We start from the raw sequence: 26,352 nt of genomic DNA on the forward strand, positions 1-26,352 counted from the left end.
CCATCGGCGCAATCCGGTCCAGTCCGTTCTACGTCAATGCCGCCGGTCATCTTCATGCAAGGCCTGCCGGCAGGGCACAAACGGCCCACCTTCACGCGTCGTATAATCAGCGCCGACGCGCTTTCTGCCTTCCTTCCGCTGTTCCCATCCGCTGCACTTCCACCTCTGGAGAAATCGTGCGCCCGTTCTGTCTCCCGCTTCTGCTTCTTGTAGCCGCCGCCTTGTCCACCCTGATCGCACTGCCCGCCGCGGCCGACGATCTCAAGATCCTTGCTGCCGGCGCCATTGCACCCGTCGTCCGCACCGTGGCAGCCGACTTTGAGCAGCGCAGCGGCATCCATGTGACAGTGGAAAACGCCACCGCGGGCGTCATGGACAAACGTGTGCGCTCAGGCGCCGCTTTTGATGTGCTCGTCGTGCCAGACGGCGTATTGGATGGCCTGGGCAAGGATGGCTATCTCAACCTGGCAAGCAGCCGCCCGATTGCGCGCGTGGGCATCGCGGTTGCGGTAAAGCAGGGCGCCCCGTCGCCGGCCATCGCCACCGTCGCCCAGTTCAGGAAGGCATTGCTGGACGCGCCCTCGGTAGCGCTGATCGATCCCAAGGCCGGAGGATCAAGCGGGATCTATCTGGAAAAGCTGTTTGAGAAACTCGGCATCGCCGCCCAGATGCATGCCAAGGAAGTCCTGGTACCCGGTGGTCTGGTGGCCGAAAAGCTGGTCGATGGCAGCGCCGCGCTGGCACTGCATCAGCAGAGCGAAATCCTGCAGGTCAAAGGCGCCCACCTGGTCGGCCCCTTACCCGCCGCCATCCAGAACTACACCGTCTATGCTGGTGCAGTGGGCGCGCACTCTGCCTCTGCTGTCGCAGCACGCGCCTTTCTGACGATGTTTGCAGAGCCGGCGGCGCGCAAGGCGATTGAGGAGCATGGGTTGTTGCCGGAAGATCGTTGAGGGGTGGATGAGCCCGATTCAGCATCCCCATGCGCCACTGATCGTCGGGGCAGGCCGGTGAGGTAGCGGACCGCTTCCATCAGCTCAAGCATGTGCAGATCGCTGCATGCTGGACAGGCGGGCCGCGGTCCTGACGATGCAGGCTTCTCGTCAATCCTCCTCTTGGCCAATCCCCGATGCTGGAAAAGACCCGCCGTAACCCGGTATAATGCCCACCCACACGCGGGTGTAGCTCAATGGTAGAGCAGAAGCTTCCCAAGCTTAAGACGAGGGTTCGATCCCCTTCACCCGCTCCATACCGCATGCGGCCTGCCGCCGGAAGCCTCCGGCACAAGAGGGGTTCAGGGCCGCGCTTCACCGATTCACGAGTCATCCATGTCTGAGAACAAATCCGGCAAGCCGCTTTTCTATGATCCGAGCGAGCGCCGCATCCGCAGCTTCGTCACGCGCACCGGGCGTGTCTCCAATGCACAGGGCCGTGCGCTGGAAGAACTGGGGCCCAGGTTCATGCTGCCCTATGCCAAAGAAGCCCTGGATCTGCAGGCCGCTTTCGGCCGCTCGGCGCCGACCGTGCTGGAGATCGGCTTCGGCATGGGCGAGACCAGCGCCAAGATCGCCGCATTGATGCCGGAAAAGAATTTCATCGGCGTGGAAGTCCATACGCCCGGCGTGGGCAGCTACCTGAAGCTGGCCGGTGAAGGCAACCTGAATAACGTGCGCATCATCCAGCACGACGCCGTGGAAGTGCTCAACAACATGATCGTGCCAGGCGCCCTGGCGGGTGTGCACGTGTTCTTCCCCGATCCCTGGCACAAGGCGCGCCACAACAAGCGCCGCCTGATCCAGGCGCCGCTGGTGCAGCTGCTGAGCTCGCGCCTGGCCGTGGGCGGTTACATCCACTGCGCCACCGACTGGGAAGACTATGCGATCCAGATGCTGGACGTGCTGGGTGCGGAGCCGACACTGAAGAACACCTCCACCGATCCGTCGGGCTATGCACCGCGTCCGGATTATCGACCTACCACCAAGTTCGAGAACCGCGGCCTGCGTCTGGGGCATGGGGTGTGGGACCTGGTGTTTGAAAAGCTGGCGTAAGCGGCTTGAGCCCGGCACCGCAGGTCCGGAAGTCAAAATGAAAAGGCATGTCGAGATTCGACATGCCTTTTTTCCTTGGAGCGCCAGCCGCTCGCTACTTAGCCGTCTTTATTGATCCGCGTGATCAAGGCCTCCAGCACCTCTTCTGCGCGTTCGTTGTCCACCTGACAGGTGCCGGCGTTCTCGTGTCCGCCGCCGCCGTATTCCAGCATCAGCGCACCGATATTGGTCTTGGCGCTGCGGTTGAGGATGGACTTGCCGGTGGCGAAGACGGTGTTCTGATTCTTCAGGCCCCACAGCACGTGGATGGAAATATTGGTCTGCGGGAACAGGGCGTAGATGATGAAGCGGTTGCCGGCGAAGATGGTCTCTTCCTTGCGCAGGTCCAGCACGACCAGGTTCTTGTGTATCGTGGCGCAGCGGCGGATCTGCTCCTTGCATTTCTCCGCATGTTCGAAATACAGCTCGCGACGTTCCTTGACGTCCGGCGAGTCCATGATCTGATCGATGGTGTGCGTCTTGCAGAGCTCGATCAGGTCCATCATCAGGTTGTAGTTGGAGATGCGGAAATCGCGGAAGCGCCCCAGGCCGGTGCGCGCGTCCATCAGGAAGTTCAGCAGGTCCCAGCCTTGCGGATTGAGCACTTCCTCCTCGTTGAAGCGGGCGGAGTCGCCCTTGTCGACGGCGGCCATCATGTCGGCCCATGCCGCCGGGAAAGTCTTGTCGCCACCGTAGTAGTCATACACCACGCGCGCAGCCGACGGCGCCTCGGGATGGATCACGTGGTTCTTGCGTTCACCGGTGTTGCGGATGGTTTCGGACAGATGGTGATCGAAGGCCAGATGCACGCCCGCAACGAAGGGCAGGTTGGTGGTGATGTCGTTGTCGCTGATGGCGATCTTGCCATCCTGCATGTCCTTGGGGTGGACGAACAGGATCTCGTTGATCATGTCCAGATGCTTCAACAAGACTGCACAGACCAGACCATCGAAGTCGCTGCGCGTGACGAGACGATATTTCTTTGCTTCCGACATGGTGACACCCCCCTCCATTGATGAAATTGACCCGGTGTGTTCATCGCCTGACCATGGTTTGCTGGCTTGCCCATGGATCATCCCTTTGCGATGCAAAAGTCCATGTTACCTCGTTACCCTGGAGCCAGGCGGGAATTCTTGCGGCCCTCGCTGACCCCGTGCGGCGGCCAGGGCCGGCATCAGTCGCGCACCTTGCCGCGCATCGATTTGATCTCGCCGCGCTGTGTCTTGCTCTGCAGTCGTTTCCGCTGGGAACTACGGGTAGGGCGGGTCGGGCGACGCGGCACCGGTACCGCCGCGGCCAGGGCCAGCATTTCCTGGAGGCGCTGCAAGGCTTCCGCCTTGTTCTTCTCCTGGCTGCGATGTGTCTGCGCCTTGATGATGATGACGCCATCCTTGCTGATGCGCTGGTCCGACCATGTCAGCAGACGTTGCTTGATCTCATCCGGCAAGGACGAGGCGTGGATGTCAAAGCGCAGGTGGATCGCGCTCGATACCTTGTTGACGTTCTGTCCGCCTGCGCCTTGGGCGCGGATGGCCGTCAGTTCGACTTCTTCCTCGGGGATCAGCGGGATGGAAATGGTCAAGCCCTCTGTTGATATTCAGGCTGTCTGCAGGCCGGCATCGAGCATGATCTCGATGCGTTCCTTGCCTTTGCCGGTGTTCTTGCGCTTGAGCCGAATCTTGCCCACTTCGGCCGTGGTGCGCGGGTGCGTGCCGCCGCAGGCCATGCGCGCGAAGCCTTCGACTTCCCAATAGCGACGCCCGGCCTGTTCATCGCTGAAGGCGGTGACGATAGGCAATCCCGCTGCGACCAGCCGTTGCGTGGCGGCCTCGATTTCCCCGAACAGCGGCGCCAGGCTGGTCTCGCTGGCGAAATCCACGCGCGCCTTGTCCGCTGCGATATGGGCGCCGATGCGTTCGATCCCGGGGCGCAACTGGTACACCAGCTGCAATACCATCTCGGCGGCGAAATGCAGGCGCATCAGGCGGTACCGGCGCTCCCAGTCGATGTTCATCTTCACTGCATCGCCGACCTGCAATCCATGCCCGGCCGGCAGCGTGTAGACGATGGACAGGTCGCGCTTTTCCGCCGTGAGGACAGGATGGCCGCCGAGTGTGCCGGCGTCGCTCTCCTGTCCGCCGGAGAAGGCGAAGAAGATGGTGTCGGCCACTTGCACCTGATCGCCATCGAGGTGGGTGATCACGGTATCAAGTTCGGTCTGGTAGGGCGCCGACCAGAAGATCTTGTGCGTCATGGAATGCGTTCGCAAGGGATAAGAGGGTGTGCCAATGTCGGCAGCCGCCGATTCTACGCCGGAAGTGCTGGCCGGCCCAGGCCTGCCTGCGCTTCAGGCCGGCAGGGGTGCCAGCAATGCTTCGATGCCTGCGATGTCGACCTCGTCGCGTTGCGCCGGTCGCAGCATGTCATCGGCATAGTTCCGCCACAGCCGGCTGCGCAGGAAATAGCGGAACAAATCCGCATCCAGATGGCGGTCGCGGCACATGAAGGCCATGATGCGCAGCGATTCCGACAAGGTCTTGGCGGGCTTGTAGGGACGATCGGCCGCGGTCAGCGCTTCGAACACATCGGCCAGCGCCATCACGCGGTCCTGCAAGGGCAGATCGCCCGCCAGCAGGCCGCGCGGGTAGCCGGTGCCGTCCATTTTCTCGTGATGGTTGGCGGCCGTGTCAGGCACGCTCTTGAGCGAATCGGGCCAGGGCAGGCTCTTGAGCATCACCAGGGTTTGCACGATGTGGTTGTTGATGGCGAAGCGGTCTTCCTCGGTCAGCGTGCCGCGCCGCACCGTCAGGTTGTGCAGTTCGCCCATGTTCTGCCGATAGCGCGGCAGCTTCATGTTGAAGCCCAGTGTGTTGCGCGGGTCATCGCGTTCGACCGCCGGACGATGTTCCTCATCCCACGCCACCATGTGTTCCGGCCGATCGGCCAGCAACTGCTCGGTCTGCGGCAATGCCGGGGCCGGCTGGCCGCCACGCGCTGCCGCCAGGCGCCGGGCTTCTTCATCGGCCAGTCCGAGGCTGTCGTCGAAGTGACGTTGCCAGGTCTGCGCGGCAATCTGGCGCAACTGTGCGATGGCCTGTTCCGACATCGCCTCGCCCCCCACATTGCATTGCGCGACAAAGGCGAAATCCTCGTGCAGCCGCTTGCGCCTTTCCTCAAGCCGCAGTCGCAGCGCCTCGGCCTGTGCTGGTGCCAGCGCAGGCAGGTACTGGTGCAGGAGCTCCAGTTCGGCATCGCGCCACAGGACCTCGAAGCGCATCCGCACTTCGTGGATACGGTTGTGGATCACTTCCAGCTTGGTGGCCTTGTCCACGATGTGCTCGGGACTGGTGACCTTGCCGCAATCGTGCAGCAGCGCGGCCAGCTGGAAGGCGTAGCGCTGGTCCTCGTTGAGGCTGAAGTCGGCGTAGCGACCGTCGCGCTCCTGCTCCAGGCTCTCCACCAGCATGATGGCCAGGTGCGGCACGCGTTCGCAGTGGCCACCGGTATAGGGACTCTTGGCATCGATGGCGTCGGCCATCAGGCGGATCAGGGATTCCAGCAGGGCCTTCTGTCCGGCGATCAGCTGGCGCGTCTCGATGGCCACGGCCAGCATGCCCGACAGCCTGCGCGCAAAGGCCAGGAAGCGCGGATCCTCATGCGCGCTGTCGTGCGCATGCATCAGCACCAGCAGCCCTTCCAGCGAGCCATTGCGGCCGCGCAGGTCCAGTTCCACGCGCAGGCGGTTGTCGTCGGTTTCGCGGGCCATGTCGGCGGCGGGGCCGTGTTCCTCGTAGGCCATGGTATCGGTCAGCCCGCATTGCTGCCCGTAGGCGGCCGCACGTTGCATCTGCCGGCTCTCGCGTTGCCACAGGTAGACCGCGCCACCATCGCAGCGGGTGGCCTGGACGAATTTCTCCAGCACCTGCTGCAGCATTTCTTCAACATGGATTTCCGTGCTGAGGATGGCACTGATGTCGAGGAAGGCTTCTACCGTCAGGCTGACGTGGTCCACCATCTGGGTCAGCATATTGACTTCGCGCAGCACGCTGCGTTTGCGGTCCTGGGTACGGAAGTCGAAGCGCGACATGCGCCCGGCCTGCAGCGCCAGCCGTTCCATGCTGCGCCCGATGGCACGGCCCGCCCACCAGCCCAGCGGCAGGAAGGCGATCACCAGCAGCAGTGCCACCAATACCAGGGTCTTGCGATTGCGATCCAGTTGACCCAGCAGTTCGTCGCCGGGCGCGGCAATCAGCAGGTTGAGAGTGTGGCCGTCGATCACGTTGAAGGGCAGTGACAGGCCCAGCCATTCCCTGCCGTTGACATCGTAGAGGGCGCGCTGCTCGCCCGCCCTGGACTTGGCCGACAACAGCGACAGGCTCGATACGTCCAGTTCGGCCAGGCTGCGGAAGCGGAAGTTGTCGCCGTCCTGCTCCAGTACCCGACCCATGTCACCGTAGGCGATCACCTTGTCGTTCTCATCCACCAGCGCCAGTTCGCTGTGGGGCGTCAGGCGCAGATTGCCCAGGCTGGCCGCCAGGTCATCGAGCGTCATGTCGATGGCCACCACCGCGTCGCTGTTGCGGGCGCGCTGCGACAGGCTGATGCCGATCTGGCGCGTGGTAAAGAACACGTAGGGTGCCGAAATTGCCGGTGCCAGCGAACGGTCCGCGCTGGCGTACCAGGGGCGGGTGCGGGGATCGAAACGGTAAGCGGGTTGGTCTTCCAGGGCCAGCAGTTTCAGCTCGGCACTATAGAAACGGTATTGGCCCTTCGGCTGGCCGGCGCCATTGACGGTGATGGTCTGCACCAGGAAAGCGGTTGCCGCCGGCGCGGCAAAGAACTCGCGCTGCGCGGCGCCGCGTAGCGCCCGCACCAGCAGGAAGTCGCCATTGGGATAGCCCACATAGACCGCCGAGACCAGCGGGTTGGCGACCATGTCGATGGAGAAGGCGGCAATGCGCGTGAGACGTTCGTCCAGTGTGCCGGCCTGCGTGATGGGATCGAATGCCAGCTGGCGCAGCGTGGCCACGGCAGGGTCGATGATGCGGCGCGAGCGCTCCGTCATGATGCGCCCGGCGTCCTCGGCCGAGCGTTCGGCCATGTCCAGCAGGACCTGACGCGCGCCCCACCAGCCCACCGACACCAGCACCACCGCCAGCAGGATCATGCCGGCCATCACCAGTGCTGAAATACCAAAGCGCACCGGCAGGCCCGGCAGGCTGGCATCGTCGTCGCCCGTATCGGGCAAAGGGCGTTCGGGAAGGGGCATTGAGCACGCAGGGACTGGTGACATGCAGCGAAACCCGCGATGCCGTTTGCAGCGCCATGCACAGGCGCAAACGGGACACGGCCATGCGACTGAATATACCGGAATTACGTTGGAGTCGCATAAAGTGGTTAAGCGGTTTTTCTTCCCCCTGCTCGCCGTTTCGATTTACCGCGTAAGACGACGGGATGTCGCTGAGGGGATGCGGCGTGACAGCGCCTCGTTTTTCATAAAAACCACACATTTGTTGACAAGGAGAGGCAATTTGCTGCAAGTCGTGTACAATACTAGCTGTACTTGCATCAAGTTGTATTCTTGTTGGTTCCAATTCCGCCTGACTGTCGTTCCCTCCTCGGTCGTTCTGTTTTCTTTCCTTCGGTTTCAGTTCTTGGTCTCAAGTGCCTTGCAGGCATGTTGCCTTCATTCGTCCCAAACTTTTCCAAAGGAATAAACATGAGCACTCAAACCGGCGTAGTCAAATGGTTCAACGACGCCAAGGGCTTCGGCTTCATCACTCCTGATGCTGGCGGCGCCGACGTCTTCGCGCACTTCCAGGACATCCAGTCCAATGGCTTCCGCAGCCTGTCGGAAAACCAGCGCGTGTCGTTCGACCGCGGTGTCGGCCCCAAGGGTGAAAAGGCCACCAACATCAAGGTCATCTAAGACCTCGATCTTCGCGCAAGCGAACCCGAACATCCCCGCTGCCCGCGCCTGAACGCCAAGGTATTCCATACATTCCGATGGCCAGGCCGGCAGCACCAAGCGGCATCACCTCACTCCGGACGAGGGCTTCCTCGGAGCGGCACCTGGCAGATAGTCAGGGCCGATCCCGATCCGGAAGAGGGGATGCCAGCCCTTCCTGCATCAGTCGCGCGACGTTTCGTTGCGCTCAGGATGCACAGGGCGCGGCCGGCGATCGCCAGTGGCCAGCCCCATGTGGCCGTGCAGATAGCGCGGGCATGTGGCAGGTACAGCAAATCGTCCGCCGATCACGGGCTGGTCCCGTGGAGCAAATAGTTAATTAATCGCTCGTAGATGGAGTGACTGGACCGCCGATCCCTGAGATCTGCCGGGACCAGGACAAGACGAACACCTGGAGCAGGACCGCACCGGCCAGATAGGCCGGGCAGGTCGGATCGGCGACACCTTGCAGATAGCCTGGGTCGCGGTGAATCCAGCGTTAATCAATGAACGGCCCGCCTCATCCGAGGCGGGCTTTTTGCGTTCTGGGGCGTGGTGGGCGGCGCAGAGCTCAGTCGAAGCCGCGCACCCGTTCCTTGTCCATGCGTGGCAATTCCCAATGGAAGCGGATGGCCAGCAGGCGTACCGAAAAGCCCAGCAGCAGCGAGCTCAGGGTGGCGATGCGGCTGTCGATCTGCAGATGCAGGATCAGCACATACAGGGCGCCGGTCAGCAGCGATACGCTGGCGTAGATTTCGCGCCGCAGCACCAGCGGGATTTCGTTGCACAGCACGTCGCGCAGCAGGCCACCGAATACGCCGGTGACCATCCCCAGCATGACCACGATGGCGGGATGGAAGTTGTCGAAGCTGCGGGCGATGTCGCAGCCGATGATGGTGAAAGCCACCAGCCCCAGCGCATCCACCACCAGGAAGGCCGATTTGAAGTGATGCAGCGCGCGCGCCGCGACTGCCGCCACGATGGCCGCGCAGATGGTGAAGGCCAGGTATTCCGGATGCGCCACCCAGCCCAGCGGATAGTGACCGATCAGGAGGTCGCGCACGGTGCCGCCACCGAGCGCGGCGACCGTACCGATGAGGCAGATGCCGAAGATATCCATATCCTTGCGGATACCCATGAGCGCGCCGGAGACGGCTTCGGCGCAGATGGCGATCAGGTAGATGGTGTACAGCAGCATGGCAGGGTCCGGGCGAGCCGAAGAAGTCGGATTGCCCGGATTATTGCATGTCGCCCTGCGGACCGCGATGGCCGGATACGCATTCCATCACGCAATGCCAACGCGACCGTCACCACCATGGGTGATGCGCTCGCGAGAAACGGACCGCTCAGGCCGAGGTATCGATGATGTTGCCGATCGCCTTGATACCCGAGCTGACGCTATCGGCCACCGCATGCGCAGCCGAGGAGACGGCGTCGGCGGTGGTGTCGTAGGCGCTTTCGATGTCGTCGCCCACTTCCACGGCGACCTTCTTGATCGGTGCGATGACGGTGTTGTAGAAGCCGCTGTTGCCGGAGGAAACGGAAGATACGCTCATGTCAAACTCCCTTGTGATGAGATCGAAGGCACCCGGCAGATTGCATCGATATCGTCAGCGATACCGGAGACCACCGGGCGGGAGTTCATCATAAGCAAGCGCGACAGCCGTGCAAAGGTGCCACCCCCTGCCATGCGCGTAAAGATATGCAATGCTGTGTAAAGCCGGCTTCCTCGCTGCGGTTTTATTGCGCCAGCATCAGGCCCGGGTCCTGCGTGCGCGATGGCCGCAGTGCCACCGATGCCCCGGCGCGTGTAGCGCCGTGGCTGATCTTGAAGACCGACATGGCCTGGCTCAGCTTGACCGCCTGGTCGCGCAGGTTTTCGGCGGCCGCCGCGGCCTGCTCCACCAGCGCCGCATTCTGCTGCGTAGTTTCGTCGATGGCATTGACGGCCTGGTTCAGTTGTTCGATGCCGCCACTCTGTTCATTGCTGGCCACCGTGATCTCGGCCATGGTCACCGCCATGTTTTCCACTGCACCGCCCAGGTCACCCATGGCTTGCGCGGTCTCCCGCACCAGCTGGTTGCCGCTCTCCACCTTGGCGCGGGAGTCGTCGATCAGCCCCTTGATGTCCTTGGCGGCCGAGGCCGAACGCTGCGCCAGCGTGCGCACTTCCGACGCCACCACGGCAAAGCCGCGGCCCTGTTCGCCGGCGCGGGCTGCCTCGACGGCCGCGTTCAGCGCCAGGATGTTGGTCTGGAAGGAGATGCCGTCGATGAGCGCGATGATGTCGACGATCTTGTGCGAGGCCGTATCGATCTCTTCCATGGTCTTGCCCATGCGCTGCACCGACTGGCTGCCACGCTGGGCAATGGAGGAGGCCGACTGAGCCTGACGGTCGGCATTGGCGGCGGAGTCGGCGTTCTGGCGCACGGTGGCGGCGAACTGCTCGACGCTGGAGGCGGTTTCTTCCAGCGCCGAGGCCTGCGATTCGGTGCGCCCGGACAGGTCCATGTTGCCGCTGGCGATCTCGCCGGTGGAGATGGTCATCGATTCCACATTGCGTCGCACGTCGCCGATGATGGCGCGCAGGTTGACGTTGAGTTGCTGCAAGGCCTGCAGCAGCAAGCCCATGTCGCCGCGTGCGTCGGTATCGATATGCAGGTCGAGGTCGCCACCGGCCAGACCATGTACGGACCGGATGGCCCGCTGCAGCGGTGCCACGATGCTCGCGTGCAGCAGCGCCCACGAACCCAATAGCAGGATGGCGCCCAGCGCCGTCCCCAGCCACACGGCGTAAGGGCTGCCGCCAGCGCGTTGCACGGCGGCCCCGGCAACGACGCCGCCCAGCAGGAACATCAATGTCAGCACGCTCATGGTCCAACCCAGCCGTCGCGCCACCGACAGGTCACGCAGACCCTGCAGCCATCCCAGCAGGCCGGTACGCACCACGGCGCCGCGATGGATACGCACGCCACGCGCCTGACCGGCCACAAAGCGTCGATACGCGGTATCGGCAGTCTGCACCTGCTCCCGCGAAGGGCGGGTACGCACCGACATGTAGCCGACGGCGCGGCCGTTTTCACGTACCGGCGTCACGTTGGCCTGTACCCAGTAGAAGTCACCGTTCTTGCAGCGGTTCTTGACCAGCCCGTTCCAGGGCAGCCCGGCCTTGAGCGTGGTCCACATGTCGGCAAAGGCTTCGCGCGGCATTTCCGGATGGCGCACGATATTCTGCGGCGCGCCGATCAGTTCGGCCTCCTCGAAGCCGCTGATTTCCACGAAGTAAGGATTGACGTAGAGGATGTTGCCTTGCAGGTCGGTCTTGGAAACGATGGACTTGCCATCCTCCAGCAACCGTTCATTGGTGGTGATAGGTAGATTCGTGCGCATGCTTGCCCCCGTGCCCTCGGACCGCCCGACCCTGCCCAGGCCACGGTCCTGCCGCTGTTATAGAAAGCTGCAGCGCTTCATCCCCAAGCGTTGCAGCCCCGTTTTTCAAGACAGGTCATGGCTGACCATGGGCCTGACGTGGAATCCCGAGTCTGTAAGAAGGCGATCCATGGCCGTTCCGCAATGGATGTTTCCCGTCAGCCTGTCCCGGCGTGATCAGGGAAACACGGAAACCACGATGTCCAGAATCTAAACGTTGGCTTGCCTTTTCTATCCGAGAAATAGGCAGGCATTTCCCGTTGAAACCTTTGCGACCCTGGCGTTTTATTGTGCTGCGCTTGCGCGGCCGTACTGTTTCCCGACGTCATCGGCCGCGCCGCGCGGGGATCACTGGCGCGGCTGCACCTGGAACAACACGCCTTGCGGCACCAGTTCGACCGAGAGCAACTGATCGGCCACGACCTCGGTCATGCGTTGTCCCGGATTGTCGAGCGCGACCGTGGTCAGGCGGGTAATGAGGGGCAGCAGCTTGTCCTGGCCGGAGGTAACGAAGCTGCGCGCGGCGCTGGAGGCACAGATGAGGAATTCGTCGCGGGCGCCCTGGGTCTTGTTGGTCAGCATCACGCCCACGTTGCGCAGCTCGCCGCTCTTGTTGAGCGTACCGATGATGGTGGTCTGGGCCGGGCCGACCTTGGCGTCGAGCACGTAGTCGTACTGGCCGGGATGCAGGCGGTCCGCGTCCAGCATGTAAAGACGGGCCATGTGCTCGGGCTCTTCGACCTGCATGTCCTTGAGCACGTCGGCAACGTGCTCATTGAAGCGCGCCGCGAATTGCTTGGGCGTGATGCCCAGCGTGGCCTGCGCGGCTTCATGCTCGGCCAGTTGCTGGTCGATGCGCCGGTCGCAACCTGTCGTGAGCAGCGCCAGCATCAGCGTGGCGCAGGACAGGAAACGCAGCGAGGTGCGAAGAGTTATCGGCATGGTGATCTAAACGTCGCGATTTTTGCTCATTGTGCCTCATTACGGCGACACAAAAACTGTCCCAGATCAATCGTCCGCCTGCCCCCGTGTGGGTTGGTGATAAAGTGTCGAGCCAAGCCGATGCGCATCAATACAACAGCGCCATAGCGCACTCCCCCGGACAAGACGCCATGACTGATCATTCCGCCCAGCCCCCTGCCGATCCCGCTGCAGCCGCTGCCACCCCGGCCACCCCTGTCTCCGACCTGCATGAACTGCGCGACATCATCCGCCGCTTTTCCGGTGAGCGCGACTGGCTGCGCTTCCACACGTCCAAGAACCTGGTCATGGCCTTGTCGGTGGAGGTAGCCGAGCTGATGGAGCATTTCCAGTGGCTGCCGACCGGCGCCATGCACGAGCTCGATGACGCCGCGCGCGAAGGCATCCGGCATGAGATGGCCGACGTGCTGGTCTACCTGATCCAGCTGGCCGACCACACCGGCGTCGACCTGCGCAGCGCCGTGCTGGAGAAGATGGAACTGAACCGCCGCAAGTACCCGGTCGAGCTGGCACGTGGCAACGCCCGCAAATACGATGTGCTGGCCGCGTCGGCTGCTTCGGCAGCCGCCGACGCCACCGGCGGCGAGGCCGGTCCGGCGCGCTGAGCCGGTTGTCGTTCCTTATCCCTTTGCCAGTCTTCCCTGCCGTACGGAGCCCGCCTTGAACAACTGGAATGACGGTTACGTCGTCGACATCGCCTACACCTACGGCTACTACCCGGGCATGAACCCGGCACGCCTGCCGCTGGCCTTCGCCTTCCACGGCTTGCGCGCACCGGCCATCCAGACCGCCTGTGAGCTGGGTTTCGGCCAGGGGCTGTCGACCAATTTCCATGCGGCCGCGTCCGGCACGCGCTGGTGGGGCAATGATTTCAACCCGCTGCAGGCAGCCTTCGCCCGCGAACTGGCAGCCGCCAGCGGGAGTGGGGCGCAACTGGAGGATTCCAGCTTCTCGCACTTCTGCCGGCGTGACGACCTGCCCGATTTCGACTTCATCGCCCTGCACGGCATCTGGAGCTGGGTCTCGCAGGAAAACCGCGAGATCATCTTCGATTTCATCGACCGCAAGCTCAAGCCCGGTGGCGTGCTCTACCTGAGCTACAACACCCAGCCCGGCTGGTCGGCATTCATGCCGCTGCGCGACCTGCTGGTGCAGCACACCCAGCAGGTGGGCAATGACGAGCAGGGTTTGCCCACCGCAGCCCGCATCGATGCCGCGCTGGCCTTCGCCGCGCAGATGTTCGAGACCGATCCGGTCTATGCCCAGGCCAATCCCTTCATGCGCGATCGCCTCAAGATCCTGCAGCAGCAACCGCGCAGCTATCTCGCCCACGAATACTTCAATCGCGACTGGCATGCCGAGGCCTTCGCCGACATCCATCGCTGCCTGGCGCGTGCCGGCCTGCAGTTCGCCTGCCCGGCGCATTACATCGACCATCTCGACATGGCCAACCTGACCCCGGCCCAGCGCCAATGCCTGGCCGGGATCAGCGATCCGGTGCTGTACCAGAGCGTGCGCGACTTCATGGTCAACCAGACCTTCCGGCGCGATTACTGGGTGCGCGGCGGGGAGGTCCTCGACGAGCGCCAGCGGGTACAGGCGCTGGCGCTGCAGAGCGTGGTCCTGCTGACCGAGCCGGACAAGGTGCCGCTGACCATCCAGAACGTGGCCTCCGAGATCACCCTCAACCGCCTGATCTACGAGCCCATCCTGCAAGCCCTGTCGGACTACCAGCCGCATACCCTGGTCGACCTGGCGGCGACGCTGGCGCATCGCAACCTGAACCTCTCGCAGGTGATCGATTCGGCCCTGATGTTGATCGGCACCGGTCACGCCGCGCCGTTGCCGGCCGAGTCGGACGCCGCCACCCAGGCCCAGATCGCGCGCCGCACCGGCGATTTGAACGCCTGGCTGCTGCAGCGTGCGGCGCTGGCGCCGACCCATGGCCTCGGGAGTGACGAGGGTGACATCAGTCATCTGGTCAGCCCGCTCACCGGTGGTGGCGTGCGCGTGGATCGCGTCGAGCAGCTGTTCCTGCTGGCGCGCCAGCACTGCGGCGATGACATCGACGCCTGGCCGGCCCAGGTCTGGCGCCACGTTTCGGCGCAGGGCAAGCGGCTGGTGCGCGACGGTGTGCGACTGGAAGGCGAAGAGGAAAACCTGGCCGAACTGGCGACCCAGGCCCGGCTGTTCGCGCGTACCCGGCTGCCGTTGCTGCAGGCCCTGCAGGTGGCCTGATGGCAGGCCAGGCGCGCCGATTACCAGGGCAATCCTCACCGCAATCCTCGCGGCGTGGCTGATCGGGGCCGGCGTCGACACTCCGGATGACATTGCGCGTTGCATCGCAGCGTCCGAGCCTGTAGCATTTCGCGTGGCCGTATTGCCGGCCGTCACTGCCGCGCTTGCAGCCCCCGGCGCCGGAATTCTTTAAGGAAAGTCGGTTTCTGCCTATGTCCCTGTCCCGAACACTTCAAACTCGCCTGACCCTGGCCGCTACCGCCGCCGTGGTCGTCACCGCTGCCGTCCTGACCGCCATGGCGTGGAGCGGCACGCAGGGCCTGGCTGGCGCCGCCATCGTGCTGGTGCTGCTGTCGGCATTGCTGTCCTGGCTGCTGCTGGGGCAGTTGCTGCGGCCGCTGGGCGGTCTTGAAAGCGAACTGCAGAACCTGCAGAGCGAGCGCAAGCAGCTGGTGGAGGAGCGCGACGATGCGCGCGTCCATCTGGAAGAAATGGAAAAGACCCTGGCCCGCGTCGGCCTGGAAGATGCCCTTACCGGCCTGGCCAACCGTCGTCAGTTCGAGCGTGGCCTGCTGGAGGAATTCAACCGCGCCGCCCGCACCAATCTTTCGCTGGCGGTGATCATGATCGACATCGACCTGTTCGACGAATACAACGCCGCCTACGGTCGCATGGCCGGCGACAAGGTATTGCGCCGGGTGGGCAGCGCCATCCGCGATACCAACGTGCGACCGGAAGACCTTCTCTCGCGGTTCGGGACCCAGGAAATCGCAGTCCTGCTGCCGGGGTCGAAGCTGGAAGGCGCGCTGATCGTGGCCGAACGCATCCGCAAGTCGATCGAGCAGCTCGACATCACCCACAGCGCCAGCCCGACCGGACGGGTGACGATCAGCATCGGTATCGCCTCGGTGACGCCACAGCGTCAGGTGGATGAGCCCGAAACGGTGCTGCGCGAATCGGAACAGGCACTGGCACTGGCCAAGGCCTCCGGCCGCGACTGCATCCGCACCACCGAGGATCTGGTCAAGGCGCAGGCCTGAGCCGGTCCCCGTCCCCTCTTGACCCGGGCGGAGCGCTCCAGCGTCATCCGGAGTGCAAATGGACAAATGCCGCGCGTTGCAATCTGCAGCGCGCGGCATTTGTCTTGGACGGGCGGGGGCGCCGTTACGGCACCACCTCAGGGTTGTTCCGGCCCCGGCACCAGGAATTTGGACTTGGCGCAATACATCTTGGCATTGGTATCGTTGTAGACGATCTTGCTGCCCGCCTGCGACTGTCGCACCGGATAGGCGGTGTCATCCTCGGGCGTGAAGCGGATGCCCAGCGCCGCCTTGATGGCATCGGTCAGCTTGACCGGCGTGGTGTTGAAGTAGGCCCCGATGAAATCGGCCTGGCTGCTGCTGTCATTGACCAGGAAGTCGGTCGCCTGCATGCCCCACAGCGAGACATTGGTGGCCTTGAACCAGTAGGCGCCACCCTCGGTCTTGTACGGAGGGCCGAAGGCTGCCACCAGATAATCGAAGAAATACTTGCTGTTGAGCTGGTTCAGGCACAGCAGGGCGTTGCCGACCTCGATGCCGAAACTGGGCTGCGGTGCAGCGTGCGCCGCCGGTGCGACAGTGGCCGCACAGGCCAGCGCCAGCGCCAGGAGGCGATTGCTCAGGCGGGTTACGATCTTCAAACGGACTCCCGGAAATTGCCGTGACGGCATGTTGTCTGTGCGGCCAGGCAATGCGGGCCAGGGAGTCGATTGTAGGGGGCTTTTGCCGATTTTTCCAATCCGTACTGCAGCGCGGCATTTTTTGCGACGGATGGGCTGCTAGCGCTTGCGCCGCAAGACCCGGTCACCGCGTGCCGAGGGACCGTCGGCCGGTGCATCCTCGGCGGCCAGGTGACCCAGTCCGTCGAGGAAGGACGCGATGCCCGTCCCCTTCACCAATACACAGGGTTTGCCCAGTTTCTTGCAGGTGCTCTTGACCAGGTGATAGGCGTTGTGACTGATGTTGCCGGAGGCGCAGATGACAATGTCGGCCGCCGCCAGCATGGGCGTGAGCCGATGCAGGTTGTCTTCGCGGCCACCATCGTGATGCAGGAAGCGGCCGGCACGTATTTCGATCTCGGCCCGGTAGTGGTTGCGGGCGCCGGTCAGGCCGCCCACGCACAGCACGCAGCGGTCGGCCAGCGAAACGGCAGCTTGGGCAGGGGAGGGCAGGGCAGCACGCATGAGACAGACTCGCCGGAAGTGAGGAACGGTTCCAGCCTAACCGCCGCCTTCCGTGACGCGAACGAATCAATTTGCAGCTACATATGCGATTTGCGTTGAAGCTGCCGCAAGCCCGTATGGTTCAGGCCGCCGGCTGGTTGCGGGCCTGGCGTTGCATGGCCCGTACGAAGTCGGGCAGACGCCGGCCATTGCGGTCCGGGTAATAGCCCTGCTCGCTCATCTGTTGTACACGGTCCAGGCGGAAGGAGCGAAAGTCGTCGCGCTGTTCGCACCATGCCGCCAGGAGCCAGGTGCCGCCGAAGAAAGCCAGCGCCAGCGGCCAGACCACGCGTTGGCTGGCGCGCTGCTGGGCGTCGGTGTAGTGCAGCAGCAGCTTGTGGCGGCTGCCGATGGCCTGGCGGAGCGCCTCCAGCCGCTCACCTTGGCCGCCGGCGTCCGGTGCGGTCGGGGCAAACAGCGGTGTGGCTTCGACGAAGTCGCGTTTTTCCTTGGGCAGTGCCAGCACCACCTTGGCCAGCGCGGACGCGGCCGAGGCGCCCAGCTGCGGGCCACCCCAGGCCTGCACCATGCGCATGCCGATCACCAGGGCATCGATTTCATCGGCATTGAACATCAGCGGCGGCAGGTCATAGCCCGGCTTGATGCGATAACCGACGCCGGCCTCGCCATCGACCGGCACGCCCGACAGCGACAGATCGCGGATATCGCGATAGACCGTGCGCTCCGAGACCGAGAGCCATTGCGCCAGCTGGCGCGCCGTGGTGAGACGGCGTCCACGCAGGTACTGGGTGATCTGGAACAGGCGGTCGGCTCGGCGCATGGAAGGGAGGCGGAAAATTGATGCGCGCCATTCTGGCACGCACGCTGCAGGCCCGCCACAGACTTCGATGCTGCTGTGCAAGATGCCTGCATGCTCGTCACCAGGCCGGGCCAGTCGCTCAGTGCATGGCGTGCAGCGCCATGCGGTTGCCTTCGCTGTCGATGAATTGCGCGATATAGCCGATATCGTTGGGCAGCTGCGTGCGTTCCATGGTGAGCTCGCCACCGGCGGCGACCACGCGGTCGAGTACCGCCTGGATCGACGGCCCGGCATCGAGATAGATCAGTGTGCCCTGGCGGGTCGGTTCCAGCCAGCCGGGGCCGGTCAGGCAGCCGACCGAGCGGCCATCGTCACGCACGAAGATGGCCATCGGACCGCTATCGCTGATCTGCTCCTGGCGCAACTGCGTGGCGAACACGGCTTCGTAGAAACGGGTGGCGCGCTGCAGATCCTTGGTGGCGATCTCGAACCAGTTGACTTGGGTTTGCATGTTCTTCTTCCTTTGCGTCGTTGATGAGGGATTGGTCATGCCGTGTGGCATGCGACGCATCATGCGCGAGGGCTACTGACAACGTTCTGTCAGTAGCCCTCGCCAGGGAAGAAGAAATGGGAAGAATCGAGTCGCTTCAGCGGGAGGTCGCCAGCGGTGCGCCGGCCTTGCCAGCTGCCGCAACCTCTGCAACCTCTGCAGCGTCGGCAGCCTCGGCAGCCTCCACGCCGTCCAGCTGCGCCGCATAACGCCGCGCCAGCACGGCACACAGCATCAGCTGCATCTGGTGGAACAGCATGATGGGCAACAGCACCACCGCTGCACCGCTGCCGGCAAACAGCACCGAGGCGATGGGGATGCCGGAGGCCAGCGACTTCTTGGAACCACAGAACACCAGCACGATTTCATCGCCGCGCGGCATCTTCAGGGCGCGTGCGCCGAAGGTGGTGATCAGCAGTACCGCGCCCAGCAGCACCGCATTGACCAGCACCAGCAAGGCCAGCTGGCCCGGCGGGAACAGGTGCCACACGCCCTGTGCCACCGCCACGCTGAAGGCGGCATAGACCGACAGCAGGATGCCGCCGCGATCGACCACGTTGACGATCACCTTGTGGCGGTTGATCCACTCGCCGATCCAGCGCCGCATCAGGTTGCCCAGCACGAAGGGCAGCAACAGTTGCAGCAGGATGCTCAACACCTGCGACAGGCCATTGGCCTCGTGGTGCCGGTGCAGCAGCAGCGTCACCAGCAGCGGCGTGATCACGATGCCCAGCAGGTTGGACGCCGTGGCGCCGCAGATCGCTGCCGGCACGTTGCCACGGGCGATGGAGGTGAACCCGATCGAGGACTGCACCGTCGACGACAGCGTACAGACGAACAGCACGCCCATCCACAGTTGCGGCGTCAACAGGTCCGGCACCACGCTCTTGAGTGCCAGACCCAGCAGCGGGAACAGGATGAAGGTCGAGCCCAGCGTGAGCAGGTGCAGGCGCGGTTGCTTCAGGCCCGACAGCGCCGCCTCGCGCGAGAGCTTGGCACCATGCAGGAAGAACAGCAGCGAGATGGCCGCATTGCTGGCCAGGTGCATGAAATGCTCGAAGCTCCCGGTGGCCGGGAAGAGCGTAGCCAGCAGCACGGTGCCGATCAGCAACTGGGTGAAGCGGTCTGGGAGGAAGCGGTTCATGACGTACTCGCAATGGAAAAGGGGTTTGTCGTCATGATAGGAAATCCGCCTGCCATCGGGAACCCCTCTGAGCACGTTGACTGTCATCGGAAAGTCCGATGATAATGCCTCATGCTCAATCCGCTCTGGCTCCAGACCTTTACCACCGCCGCCGCCTCGGCCAGCTTTACCGAGGCCGGGCGCCAGCTCGGGCTGACCCAGTCCACCGTGAGCGATCACATCCGCCGGCTGGAAGAAAGCCTGGGCCGGCGCCTCTTCGTGCGCGATACCCACTCGCTGGCGCTGACCGCCGACGGCGAGAGCCTGCTGGTGCATGCGCGCCTGATCCTGCAGGCACATGCCCGCGCCGAGGCCCAGTTCAGCGCCCCCCGCCTGCGCGGCCGGGTGCGCTTCGGCACTTCCGACGATCTCGCCATGGGGCCGCTGCCGGACATGCTGGCCGCTTTCCGCAGCCAGCATCCTGAAGTGGAACTGGAGATCACCATCGGCCTGACCAGCGACCTCTATGCCTCGCTGGACCAGGGCAAGCTGGATTTGCTGGTGGGCAAGCGCCGTGCCGGCGAATCGCGCGGTCACAGCATGTTTTCCACGCCGATGCAGTGGCTGACCCGGCCGGACACGCTGGTGGACCTGACCGAGCCGCTGCCCCTGATCCTGCTGCCCGAACCCAGCATCACCCGGGCCGCGACCTTGCAGGCGCTGGGCAAGTCCGGGCATCACTGGCGCATCGTCTGCACCAGCGGCAGCCACGCCGGCTGCATGGCGGCTGCACGCGGAGGCCTGGGGCTGGCGGCCCTGCCGCAGCATTTGTCTTCGCGTGACCTGGTACCGCCGCTCAATCACGCGGCCCTGCCGCGCCTGCCGGATGTGGAATATGTGGCCCTGACGGCGCGCCGCCTGTCGCAGCCGGCCGATACGCTGTATCAGATCCTGATGTCGAGCCGCCTCAGTCGCGGCTGAAGGGCAGGGCGCTTATGCCGGGTCGACCACCAGTGCCGGATTTTCCAGGGCACGGATGCGGCGGTCGACGAAGTAGCCGCCGGCCTCCATGTAGCGCAGGTAATGCCGACCGCACTGCGTGCAGCGGGCGACATTGCAGCGGTTGTAGGGATACCAGGCGGGGGCGATGGGCGCCGTCGGTGAATCGTAACGGGTACCTTCCGGGTGATATTCGGTGAAGGTCGGTTCCGCGTAGGGATCGATGATCAGGGTGGCGACGTCGGCCAGCTGCGTCTCCGGCAGCGAGAGCGGCAGGCTGATCCAGCCGCTGGTGTCGACCGCACGGCAGTTGCAGTTCTGGGAAATGTCGGCGGAACGGGTGGCCAGTTCGCGCAGCAATGGTGGCGTGGCCTGGGGAAGCTGATCTTGCATGGGAGAGTGGTCGGGCCTGTGGATAAGTGCAAGTGTAACCGTATAAACGATTTATCCACAGGCGCGCTGGCGCGGCATCACTTTTTCGGGTTGTAGCGGATATCGCCTTCGAACAACTGCGCGGTACCGCCACCGAGGTCGGATTGCACCGGCCAGACCTCGTGCCCGATACGCAGCTCCGTACCCTCATAGACGGCCTTGGCCACGATGATGCGCGCATCTTCCGCAGCGACCATGTTTTCCTTCATCTGCCCCACTTCTTCCAGCAGCACCTTGACCTCGTAGGCCAGCGCCTTGCGCTTGTCGCTGGTTTCGTGCACCAGTTCCGGCGTGGCCTTTTCGGGATTGAGCTTGTAGTAGCTCTGCTGCTTGATGGTGCGGTCCAGTTCGGACACCTTGCGGGTGTATTCCTGTTCCTTGATGGCGATCTTTTCTTCCAGATAGGGATCCAGGCCGACCTGTATGCGGGTATGGGTGCTGGTGGAGGCGCCGATCACGTTGGCACGGATGATGTTGGTGGCCTCTACCCGGCCGCCGATGATGTGGCCGGTGCGCGGATTGCCCTTGCCGACCGTGATCTCGTTACCGGCCAGCAGTTCGCAGTGACGCGCATTGCCCAGCACCAGGATGTCTTCGGCGGCTTCGATGTGGGCGCTTTCGGCGAACATCACCTGCACCGATTTCTGTGAGCTGATGCGCGAGGCGATGGCGGTGCTGCCCGCCTGTGCGGTCACGCCTTCACTGTGGCCGATCACGCCACCCTTGACGGTGACGCTGCCCCCGGCCACGATCTCGGCCGCTTCCACCGTACCGTTGACGACCACGTCGCCGCCCACGTGCAGCTTCATGCCGGTCAGCACATCCCCGGAGACGCGCACCGTGCCTTCGAAGCTCAGGTTGCCGGTGGACAGGTCGACGTTCTCCACATCCAGCACCGGGTTGACCTTCACGCCGTTCTTGATCACCGTCGGCTGGCCCGGCACGATCGCCACCAGCAGATCGGGATCGTCCTCGCTGGGTTCGGCGCCGATGCTGTCCTTGGCGAAGCTCACATCGGCAATCGGCCGCGCCGGCACCTTGCCGCCACGGATATCGATGCCATCCTTGCCCGGCACGGGCGGAATGCGGCGCATCAGCGGGTCGCCCACCTTCACCAGCAGGATATGCCCCATGTCGGCATAGGAAACCACGGCATCGTCGTCGATGTCGGCCAGCTCTTCTTCCTTCTCTTCCAGCAGACTCTCGAAACGGGCCGGCTCGGCAGGCGTGGGCATCAAGCCCTGGGCCACCACCAGCTTGTTGCAGAAACCGGCGGACAGCGCGCCGCGCAATTGTTCATGCAGGATGCCGTAGGTGATGCCGGCGGCGCGGATCGCATTGACCACTTCCACGCTCTTGGCGCGACCGCCGTAGGGCGGCACCAGGGTCAGCGATGCCGTCATCAGGTCGTCGGCCACGTCCAGCGAGAACTCGCCATCACGGCGCTCGGCGATGACCTGGGTGACGGCTTCCTTGCCCTCCTCGGCCTTGCGCACGAAGGCGTTGAGGACCGAGTCCTGGAAGAACAGCTTGGTCAGGCCATGATCGGTCATGGCTTGCTTCAGGAAGGCCAGGGTCAGCGGCGGGAAGCCCGCCGTCGGGGTAAACGTTGCGCTCAGTTCGCCGCTGGCCCTGTCGAACGCAAACGACAGCGGTTGCGGAGTTGCTTGGTTCATGCTGTTCCTCGATGAATGGCTGCACCGGGTCTGCCGCGGATTGCTTGCGCGACGTTGTTGCCACCGCCGCTGCCGCGGATGTACACGGTTCGCCAGGGGCGCCGTGCTGTTATTTCATGCGAAGGGGGCGCATGCTGTTGTCGCTCGTTGGTCACCGCGTCTGCGCGGTCCCGCGTACGCCGGACCGTAAAAAAGCGGCGACGCCACCCCCTGGCGCAATACAGCTGACATTGTAATGTGGCAAGATGATCCAGTAATTTGATGGATAGCACAAGTTTTGCCGACTTTGACTCTAGATTAGGCTCTTATCGTTGGTTTTATGTTAAGTACCCAAATAGAAGACTTCAAGGGCGATCCCGCCCGCTACCGCGCCGGACGCATCAGTACGCTGGTCAGCATCGTGGTCAATATCGTATTGGTGATGCTGCAGGTCACGGCTGGCGTATTCACCGGTTCGCAGGCCCTGATTGCCGATGGCATCCATTCGCTCTCGGACCTGATCTCGGATTTCGTGGTGCTGCTGGCCGGGCACCACAGCCGCAAGCAGGCCGACGACGATCACCAGTATGGTCACCAGCGTTACGAAAATGCCGCCTCCCTGGCGCTGGGCGCCCTGTTGCTGGCCGTCGGCCTGGGCATGCTGATCTCCGCTGCGCAAAAGATCCAGCATTACGGACATACTCCGCCGGTACATATCACCGCCCTGTGGGTGGCACTGGTGGCCCTGCTGGCCAAGGAACTGCTGTTCCGCTACATGTTGCGCATTGCCGAGCGCGTGCGTTCCAGCATGCTGGTGGCCAATGCCTGGCACGCGCGATCGGACGCCGCCTCGTCGCTGGTGGTGGCACTGGGCATCGTCGGCAGCCTGGCCGGTTTCACCCTGCTCGATCCGGTGGCCGCAGCGGTGGTCGGCCTGATGGTGGTGCGCACCGGCTGGGGTTTCTTCTGGAGCGCCCTGCACGACCTGATGGACCGCGCCGTCTCGACCGAAGAGGCAGAGGCGATCCGCGCCACCATCCTCGCCACACCTGGCGTGCAAGGCCTGCATGACTTGCGCACCCGACGCATGGGCGACATGACGCAGGTGGACGTGCATCTGGAAATCGACGGGGCGCTGAGCGTCACGCAAGGCCATGCGATCGCCACCGATGCCCGGCGCCGGGTGCTGGATGCGCATCATGTGCTGGATGTGATGACGCATGTGGACCCGATCGACACCCCGGGAAAGGCGGGCCTCACCGCGCAGCAGCCTTGACGCGCCAGGCCATGCCGGACTCCGCTAGACATCTCTAGACGTCGCGTGCCGATACGCCGCGTACGTTCATCTAAAGAATCGCAGCAGGGGGCCGTTAGCTAGCGTATCGTCGCCAGCCCCTCTGCGCTCATGAGCCCACTGACCTCCGTGTCGCCGTCGCCGGCCTACACGTCCACCGCTCCTGCAGCGGTCGCAACCTCCACCAGTAGCAACTCGCCCGCCGTCGTCACGGCGTCATCGACCTCGGCCCCGAGCTCTACTGCCAGTTCCAGCGCCAGCGCCCGCCCCCTGGCGCCCGTGCTCTCCCTCTATTCAGCGTCCGGCCGGATGAGTGAGGCGCCTGCATCCATGCCGCCGATATGGGAGAGCCGTCAGGGCGACACGCTCTCCACCCTGATGGCGCGCAACATCGGCGCCGGCCCGATGGGTGAGCGCTGGACCGGTCTGGGCAAGGCCCTGCTGGACCAGGCCAGCCTGGGGGGCGGCAGCTACTCGCAGTCGGTGCTGCTGTCGTCCACCGCGACCCAGGGCAACAGCGATGTGCAGGCGGTCCTGCGTGATCAGCTGCATCGATTCGCCAGCCAGCGCGTCGATCTTTCGCTGACCACCCAATCGGGGGCGCGCATCGAGCTCCATCTCGCTGCCAATGCCGACGGCATCGCCGTCGATTTCAAGCTGGCCCAGGGTACGCTGGACGATGACGATCGCGCCGCCCTGAGTGCGATGGGCGATGCCTTCGAGCAGGCCCTCAAGGGGCTGGCTGCCCAACCGCCCACGCTGGACCTGGATGGCCTGATGCACCTGGACCAGCAGCACCTGACCGCCATCGACCTCAACGCCACGCTGGGGGACGATCTGCAGGTGCAACTGCATGCCGATGCGACCCAGCGCAGCGTGAGCGCCACCAGCGCCGCCGGCACCATGAAGGTCGCCGTCGATGCCACCAGCGAGGCCATCACCGGTAGCGCCCAACAACGCCAGCGCGCCATCGCCAGTTACCTGCAGCAGTTCGATGCCGCCACCCGTCGAGGCCATGGCGATGCCGCCCTTGCCGACTTGTTCAAGGATGCCTTCGCCCAGTTGCATGGCGGTAGCACGACGCCGACGCGTCCCGGCGAGCTATCGGCACCGGCGCTGGTCGCCGACCTCAATGATCGTCGCATGTTGTCGGGGCTGGCCGATTTCACGGCCTCCATCACCGGTGCCAGCGCGGCGCCCAATCCCCTGCGGCGCGACGAGGTGGATGGTTTTGACTACCAGGTCTCGCAGCACACCAACCTGTCCGGTGCGCGCCAGGCTGACCGCTCCATCGTGCAGCAGGCGCAGGCCCGACTCAAGGCGTCCTACCACCAATCCCTGCAAGCCGACCTGCCGCTGCGGCTGGGGACCGATCGTCAATCGCAGAACTACACCTACCACCAGATCGACGACCAGGCCGACAGCCGGCTGGAGATCGGCTACCGCCTCGGTTACATGACGCAGGCCCGCCTGCAGCAATCGGCCAGCCAGGACAGTCGCGTCAGCAAGTACGTGCTCGGTCAGCTGGTGAGCCAGAGCCACACCCCTTTGCAGGCCCAGATCGTGCGCGACTTTGCCGCCCAGTTGCAGGACGGCAAGGAGGCCCGTGCCGCCGATGGGGCCTACCGGCGTAGCCGGCTGCTCGACGGCATCAGTGCGCTGGGCCTGTTGCAGGCCGATCCGGACCAGGTCCGTCGCAACGGCACGCAGTTGCTCAACGATTGAATGGGGCATAGGAGCGTGGCGTGAGACGATGCGTCTTGCCACTCGCCCTGTTGCGGCGACCGCCACAACAACTTGTCTAGCCCAACCGTCTTCGTTTAAAATCCGGGCTTCTCTTTGGGGAGTAGCCAGCTTCCGGGTCATCCGGAAGAGCCCGTGTCAACATTCTCGGCAACATCTTGCCGTGGCGCGGGTAGCCAATCAGGTAGGCGAGACCATAGACGTATCCTGCGGCCAGGCTGGGCGCGCAGGCACGTCCATGGACTTCGCCCGGCCAAGGAATCCCCTTCATGAATTTCCCCGCACTCCTTCTCCTCGCGCTTGCGATGTCCACTGACGCCTTTGCGGCAGCCATCGGCAAGGGCGCCGCCATGCAGAAGCCGCGCTTCCTGCAAGCCCTGCGCATCGGTCTGCTGTTTGGTGTGATCGAGGCCATTACCCCCCTGATCGGCTGGTTCGCCGGCTCGGTCGCCACCAAATGGGTGTCGGAATGGGATCACTGGATCGCCTTTACGCTGCTGCTGGTGCTGGGCGCGCGCATGATCCGCGAAGGCATGAGCGAGGACGATGAAGACGAAGAAGCCGACGCCGCCCCGCAAAAGCAATCGGTGGTGATGCTGGCCCTCACCGCGGTCGCCACCAGCATCGACGCCATGGCCGTCGGCGTGGGCCTGGCCTTCATCGACGTCAACATCCTCGAAGCGGCCTTGCTGATCGGCCTGGCCACCACCACCATGGTCACCATCGGCGTGATGGTCGGTCGCGTGCTCGGTCACCTCATCGGCAAACGTGCCGAGATCATCGGGGGCGTGGTGCTGATCGGTGTCGGCGCGGCCATCCTGTATGAACACCTGAGCCGCGCAGGCGGTTGA

The 26,352-nt window shown here is 64.1% G+C and carries 25 protein-coding genes and 1 tRNA gene; 11 read left to right on the plus strand and 15 right to left on the minus strand.

Going from position 1 to position 26,352, the window contains the following annotated elements:
* The first annotated feature begins 221 nt into the window (after nt 1-221).
* The 3 genes from HBH1_RS03280 (at nt 222) to trmB (ending at nt 2,048) form a co-directional block, all read left to right on the plus strand.
* Nucleotides 222-953, plus strand: coding sequence for a molybdate ABC transporter substrate-binding protein (locus HBH1_RS03280; RefSeq protein ID WP_102661583.1), 732 nt, complete (start codon nt 222-224; stop codon nt 951-953).
* Between the two features lie 222 nt (nt 954-1,175).
* Nucleotides 1,176-1,249 (plus strand) — tRNA-Gly (locus HBH1_RS03285).
* 79 nt (nt 1,250-1,328) lie between these two features.
* Nucleotides 1,329-2,048, plus strand: coding sequence for a tRNA (guanosine(46)-N7)-methyltransferase TrmB (gene trmB / locus HBH1_RS03290; protein ID WP_102661584.1), 720 nt, complete (start codon nt 1,329-1,331; stop codon nt 2,046-2,048).
* Nucleotides 2,049-2,146: 98 nt separating this feature from the next.
* Here the strand turns inward: trmB and HBH1_RS03295 are convergent, their stop codons facing one another.
* The 4 genes from HBH1_RS03295 to HBH1_RS03310 all read right to left on the minus strand — a co-directional run bounded on the left by HBH1_RS03295 (nt 2,147) and on the right by HBH1_RS03310 (nt 7,356).
* Entirely contained in the window at nt 2,147-3,082 is a 936-nt protein-coding gene (locus HBH1_RS03295) for an exopolyphosphatase (protein ID WP_102661804.1), read from the minus strand.
* Nucleotides 3,083-3,261: 179 nt separating this feature from the next.
* On the minus strand, nt 3,262-3,669 hold the full coding sequence (gene arfB, locus HBH1_RS03300) for an alternative ribosome rescue aminoacyl-tRNA hydrolase ArfB (protein ID WP_006461925.1): 408 nt from the start codon (nt 3,667-3,669) through the stop codon (nt 3,262-3,264).
* 15 nt (nt 3,670-3,684) lie between these two features.
* The gene (locus tag HBH1_RS03305) at nt 3,685-4,341 is read right to left on the minus strand and encodes an alanyl-tRNA editing protein (protein WP_102661585.1); all 657 of its coding nucleotides are present in this window, start codon (nt 4,339-4,341) and stop codon (nt 3,685-3,687) included.
* Nucleotides 4,342-4,434: 93 nt separating this feature from the next.
* Nucleotides 4,435-7,356 carry an HD domain-containing phosphohydrolase gene (locus HBH1_RS03310; RefSeq protein ID WP_102661586.1) on the minus strand — a complete coding sequence of 974 codons (2,922 nt, stop codon included), beginning with the start codon at nt 7,354-7,356 and terminating at the stop codon, nt 4,435-4,437.
* A 450-nt stretch (nt 7,357-7,806) separates the two neighbouring features.
* Between HBH1_RS03310 and HBH1_RS03315 the strand changes: the two genes are divergently transcribed.
* The gene (locus tag HBH1_RS03315) at nt 7,807-8,016 is read left to right on the plus strand and encodes a cold-shock protein (protein WP_006461922.1); all 210 of its coding nucleotides are present in this window, start codon (nt 7,807-7,809) and stop codon (nt 8,014-8,016) included.
* A 589-nt stretch (nt 8,017-8,605) separates the two neighbouring features.
* On the opposite strand, the gene HBH1_RS03320 is transcribed toward HBH1_RS03315, so the two are convergent.
* The 4 genes from HBH1_RS03320 to HBH1_RS03335 all read right to left on the minus strand — a co-directional run bounded on the left by HBH1_RS03320 (nt 8,606) and on the right by HBH1_RS03335 (nt 12,405).
* On the minus strand, nt 8,606-9,232 hold the full coding sequence (locus HBH1_RS03320; protein ID WP_102661587.1) for a trimeric intracellular cation channel family protein: 627 nt from the start codon (nt 9,230-9,232) through the stop codon (nt 8,606-8,608).
* Nucleotides 9,233-9,380: 148 nt separating this feature from the next.
* Nucleotides 9,381-9,590: a protamine P1 domain containing protein gene (locus tag HBH1_RS03325; RefSeq protein WP_102661588.1), complete on the minus strand. Its 210-nt coding sequence runs from the start codon at nt 9,588-9,590 to the stop codon at nt 9,381-9,383.
* A 184-nt stretch (nt 9,591-9,774) separates the two neighbouring features.
* Complete coding sequence (locus tag HBH1_RS03330) at nt 9,775-11,424, minus strand: methyl-accepting chemotaxis protein (protein ID WP_102661589.1); 1,650 nt, start codon at nt 11,422-11,424, stop codon at nt 9,775-9,777.
* 387 nt (nt 11,425-11,811) lie between these two features.
* The gene (locus HBH1_RS03335) at nt 11,812-12,405 is read right to left on the minus strand and encodes an attG domain containing protein (RefSeq protein ID WP_166758403.1); all 594 of its coding nucleotides are present in this window, start codon (nt 12,403-12,405) and stop codon (nt 11,812-11,814) included.
* A 170-nt stretch (nt 12,406-12,575) separates the two neighbouring features.
* Here HBH1_RS03335 and HBH1_RS03340 point away from each other — a divergent pair, with 170 nt between their 5' ends.
* From HBH1_RS03340 to HBH1_RS03350, 3 genes are all read left to right on the plus strand, one after another.
* Nucleotides 12,576-13,049 carry a nucleotide pyrophosphohydrolase gene (locus tag HBH1_RS03340; protein WP_006461917.1) on the plus strand — a complete coding sequence of 158 codons (474 nt, stop codon included), beginning with the start codon at nt 12,576-12,578 and terminating at the stop codon, nt 13,047-13,049.
* Between the two features lie 55 nt (nt 13,050-13,104).
* Entirely contained in the window at nt 13,105-14,682 is a 1,578-nt protein-coding gene (locus HBH1_RS03345; RefSeq protein ID WP_102661590.1) for a methyltransferase regulatory domain-containing protein, read from the plus strand.
* Nucleotides 14,683-14,894: 212 nt separating this feature from the next.
* Nucleotides 14,895-15,722, plus strand: coding sequence for a diguanylate cyclase (locus HBH1_RS03350; RefSeq protein WP_006461915.1), 828 nt, complete (start codon nt 14,895-14,897; stop codon nt 15,720-15,722).
* Between the two features lie 137 nt (nt 15,723-15,859).
* On the opposite strand, the gene HBH1_RS03355 is transcribed toward HBH1_RS03350, so the two are convergent.
* The 5 genes from HBH1_RS03355 to HBH1_RS03375 form a co-directional block, all read right to left on the minus strand.
* Nucleotides 15,860-16,363 (minus strand): hypothetical protein, encoded by a 504-nt coding sequence (locus HBH1_RS03355; RefSeq protein WP_102661591.1) that lies wholly within the window; start codon nt 16,361-16,363, stop codon nt 15,860-15,862.
* A 138-nt stretch (nt 16,364-16,501) separates the two neighbouring features.
* On the minus strand, nt 16,502-16,906 hold the full coding sequence (locus tag HBH1_RS03360) for a DUF2325 domain-containing protein (protein WP_006461913.1): 405 nt from the start codon (nt 16,904-16,906) through the stop codon (nt 16,502-16,504).
* Between the two features lie 121 nt (nt 16,907-17,027).
* On the minus strand, nt 17,028-17,726 hold the full coding sequence (locus HBH1_RS03365; protein WP_166758401.1) for a helix-turn-helix transcriptional regulator: 699 nt from the start codon (nt 17,724-17,726) through the stop codon (nt 17,028-17,030).
* A gap of 118 nt (nt 17,727-17,844) precedes the next feature.
* On the minus strand, nt 17,845-18,216 hold the full coding sequence (locus HBH1_RS03370; RefSeq protein ID WP_006461911.1) for a VOC family protein: 372 nt from the start codon (nt 18,214-18,216) through the stop codon (nt 17,845-17,847).
* Between the two features lie 136 nt (nt 18,217-18,352).
* Nucleotides 18,353-19,399 carry a bile acid:sodium symporter family protein gene (locus HBH1_RS03375; RefSeq protein ID WP_102661593.1) on the minus strand — a complete coding sequence of 349 codons (1,047 nt, stop codon included), beginning with the start codon at nt 19,397-19,399 and terminating at the stop codon, nt 18,353-18,355.
* Between the two features lie 111 nt (nt 19,400-19,510).
* On the opposite strand from HBH1_RS03375, the gene HBH1_RS03380 reads away from it, so the two are divergent.
* A complete protein-coding gene (locus HBH1_RS03380; protein ID WP_102661594.1) occupies nt 19,511-20,359 on the plus strand; it encodes a LysR family transcriptional regulator in 849 nt (282 codons plus the stop codon).
* Nucleotides 20,360-20,371: 12 nt separating this feature from the next.
* Here the strand turns inward: HBH1_RS03380 and HBH1_RS03385 are convergent, their stop codons facing one another.
* Entirely contained in the window at nt 20,372-20,770 is a 399-nt protein-coding gene (locus HBH1_RS03385; RefSeq protein ID WP_102661595.1) for a hypothetical protein, read from the minus strand.
* Between the two features lie 77 nt (nt 20,771-20,847).
* Nucleotides 20,848-22,485 carry a DUF342 domain-containing protein gene (locus HBH1_RS03390; protein WP_102661596.1) on the minus strand — a complete coding sequence of 546 codons (1,638 nt, stop codon included), beginning with the start codon at nt 22,483-22,485 and terminating at the stop codon, nt 20,848-20,850.
* A 319-nt stretch (nt 22,486-22,804) separates the two neighbouring features.
* Between HBH1_RS03390 and HBH1_RS03395 the strand changes: the two genes are divergently transcribed.
* The 3 genes from HBH1_RS03395 to mntP all read left to right on the plus strand — a co-directional run bounded on the left by HBH1_RS03395 (nt 22,805) and on the right by mntP (nt 26,352).
* A complete protein-coding gene (locus HBH1_RS03395) occupies nt 22,805-23,740 on the plus strand; it encodes a cation diffusion facilitator family transporter (protein ID WP_102661597.1) in 936 nt (311 codons plus the stop codon).
* A 348-nt stretch (nt 23,741-24,088) separates the two neighbouring features.
* Complete coding sequence (locus HBH1_RS03400) at nt 24,089-25,483, plus strand: hypothetical protein (protein WP_102661598.1); 1,395 nt, start codon at nt 24,089-24,091, stop codon at nt 25,481-25,483.
* Between the two features lie 287 nt (nt 25,484-25,770).
* Nucleotides 25,771-26,352 carry a manganese efflux pump MntP gene (gene mntP, locus HBH1_RS03405; RefSeq protein WP_006461904.1) on the plus strand — a complete coding sequence of 194 codons (582 nt, stop codon included), beginning with the start codon at nt 25,771-25,773 and terminating at the stop codon, nt 26,350-26,352.

The organism is Herbaspirillum sp. BH-1 (assembly GCF_002870055.1).
In the GTDB taxonomy this organism is placed as follows: domain Bacteria; phylum Pseudomonadota; class Gammaproteobacteria; order Burkholderiales; family Burkholderiaceae_D; genus Herbaspirillum; species Herbaspirillum frisingense.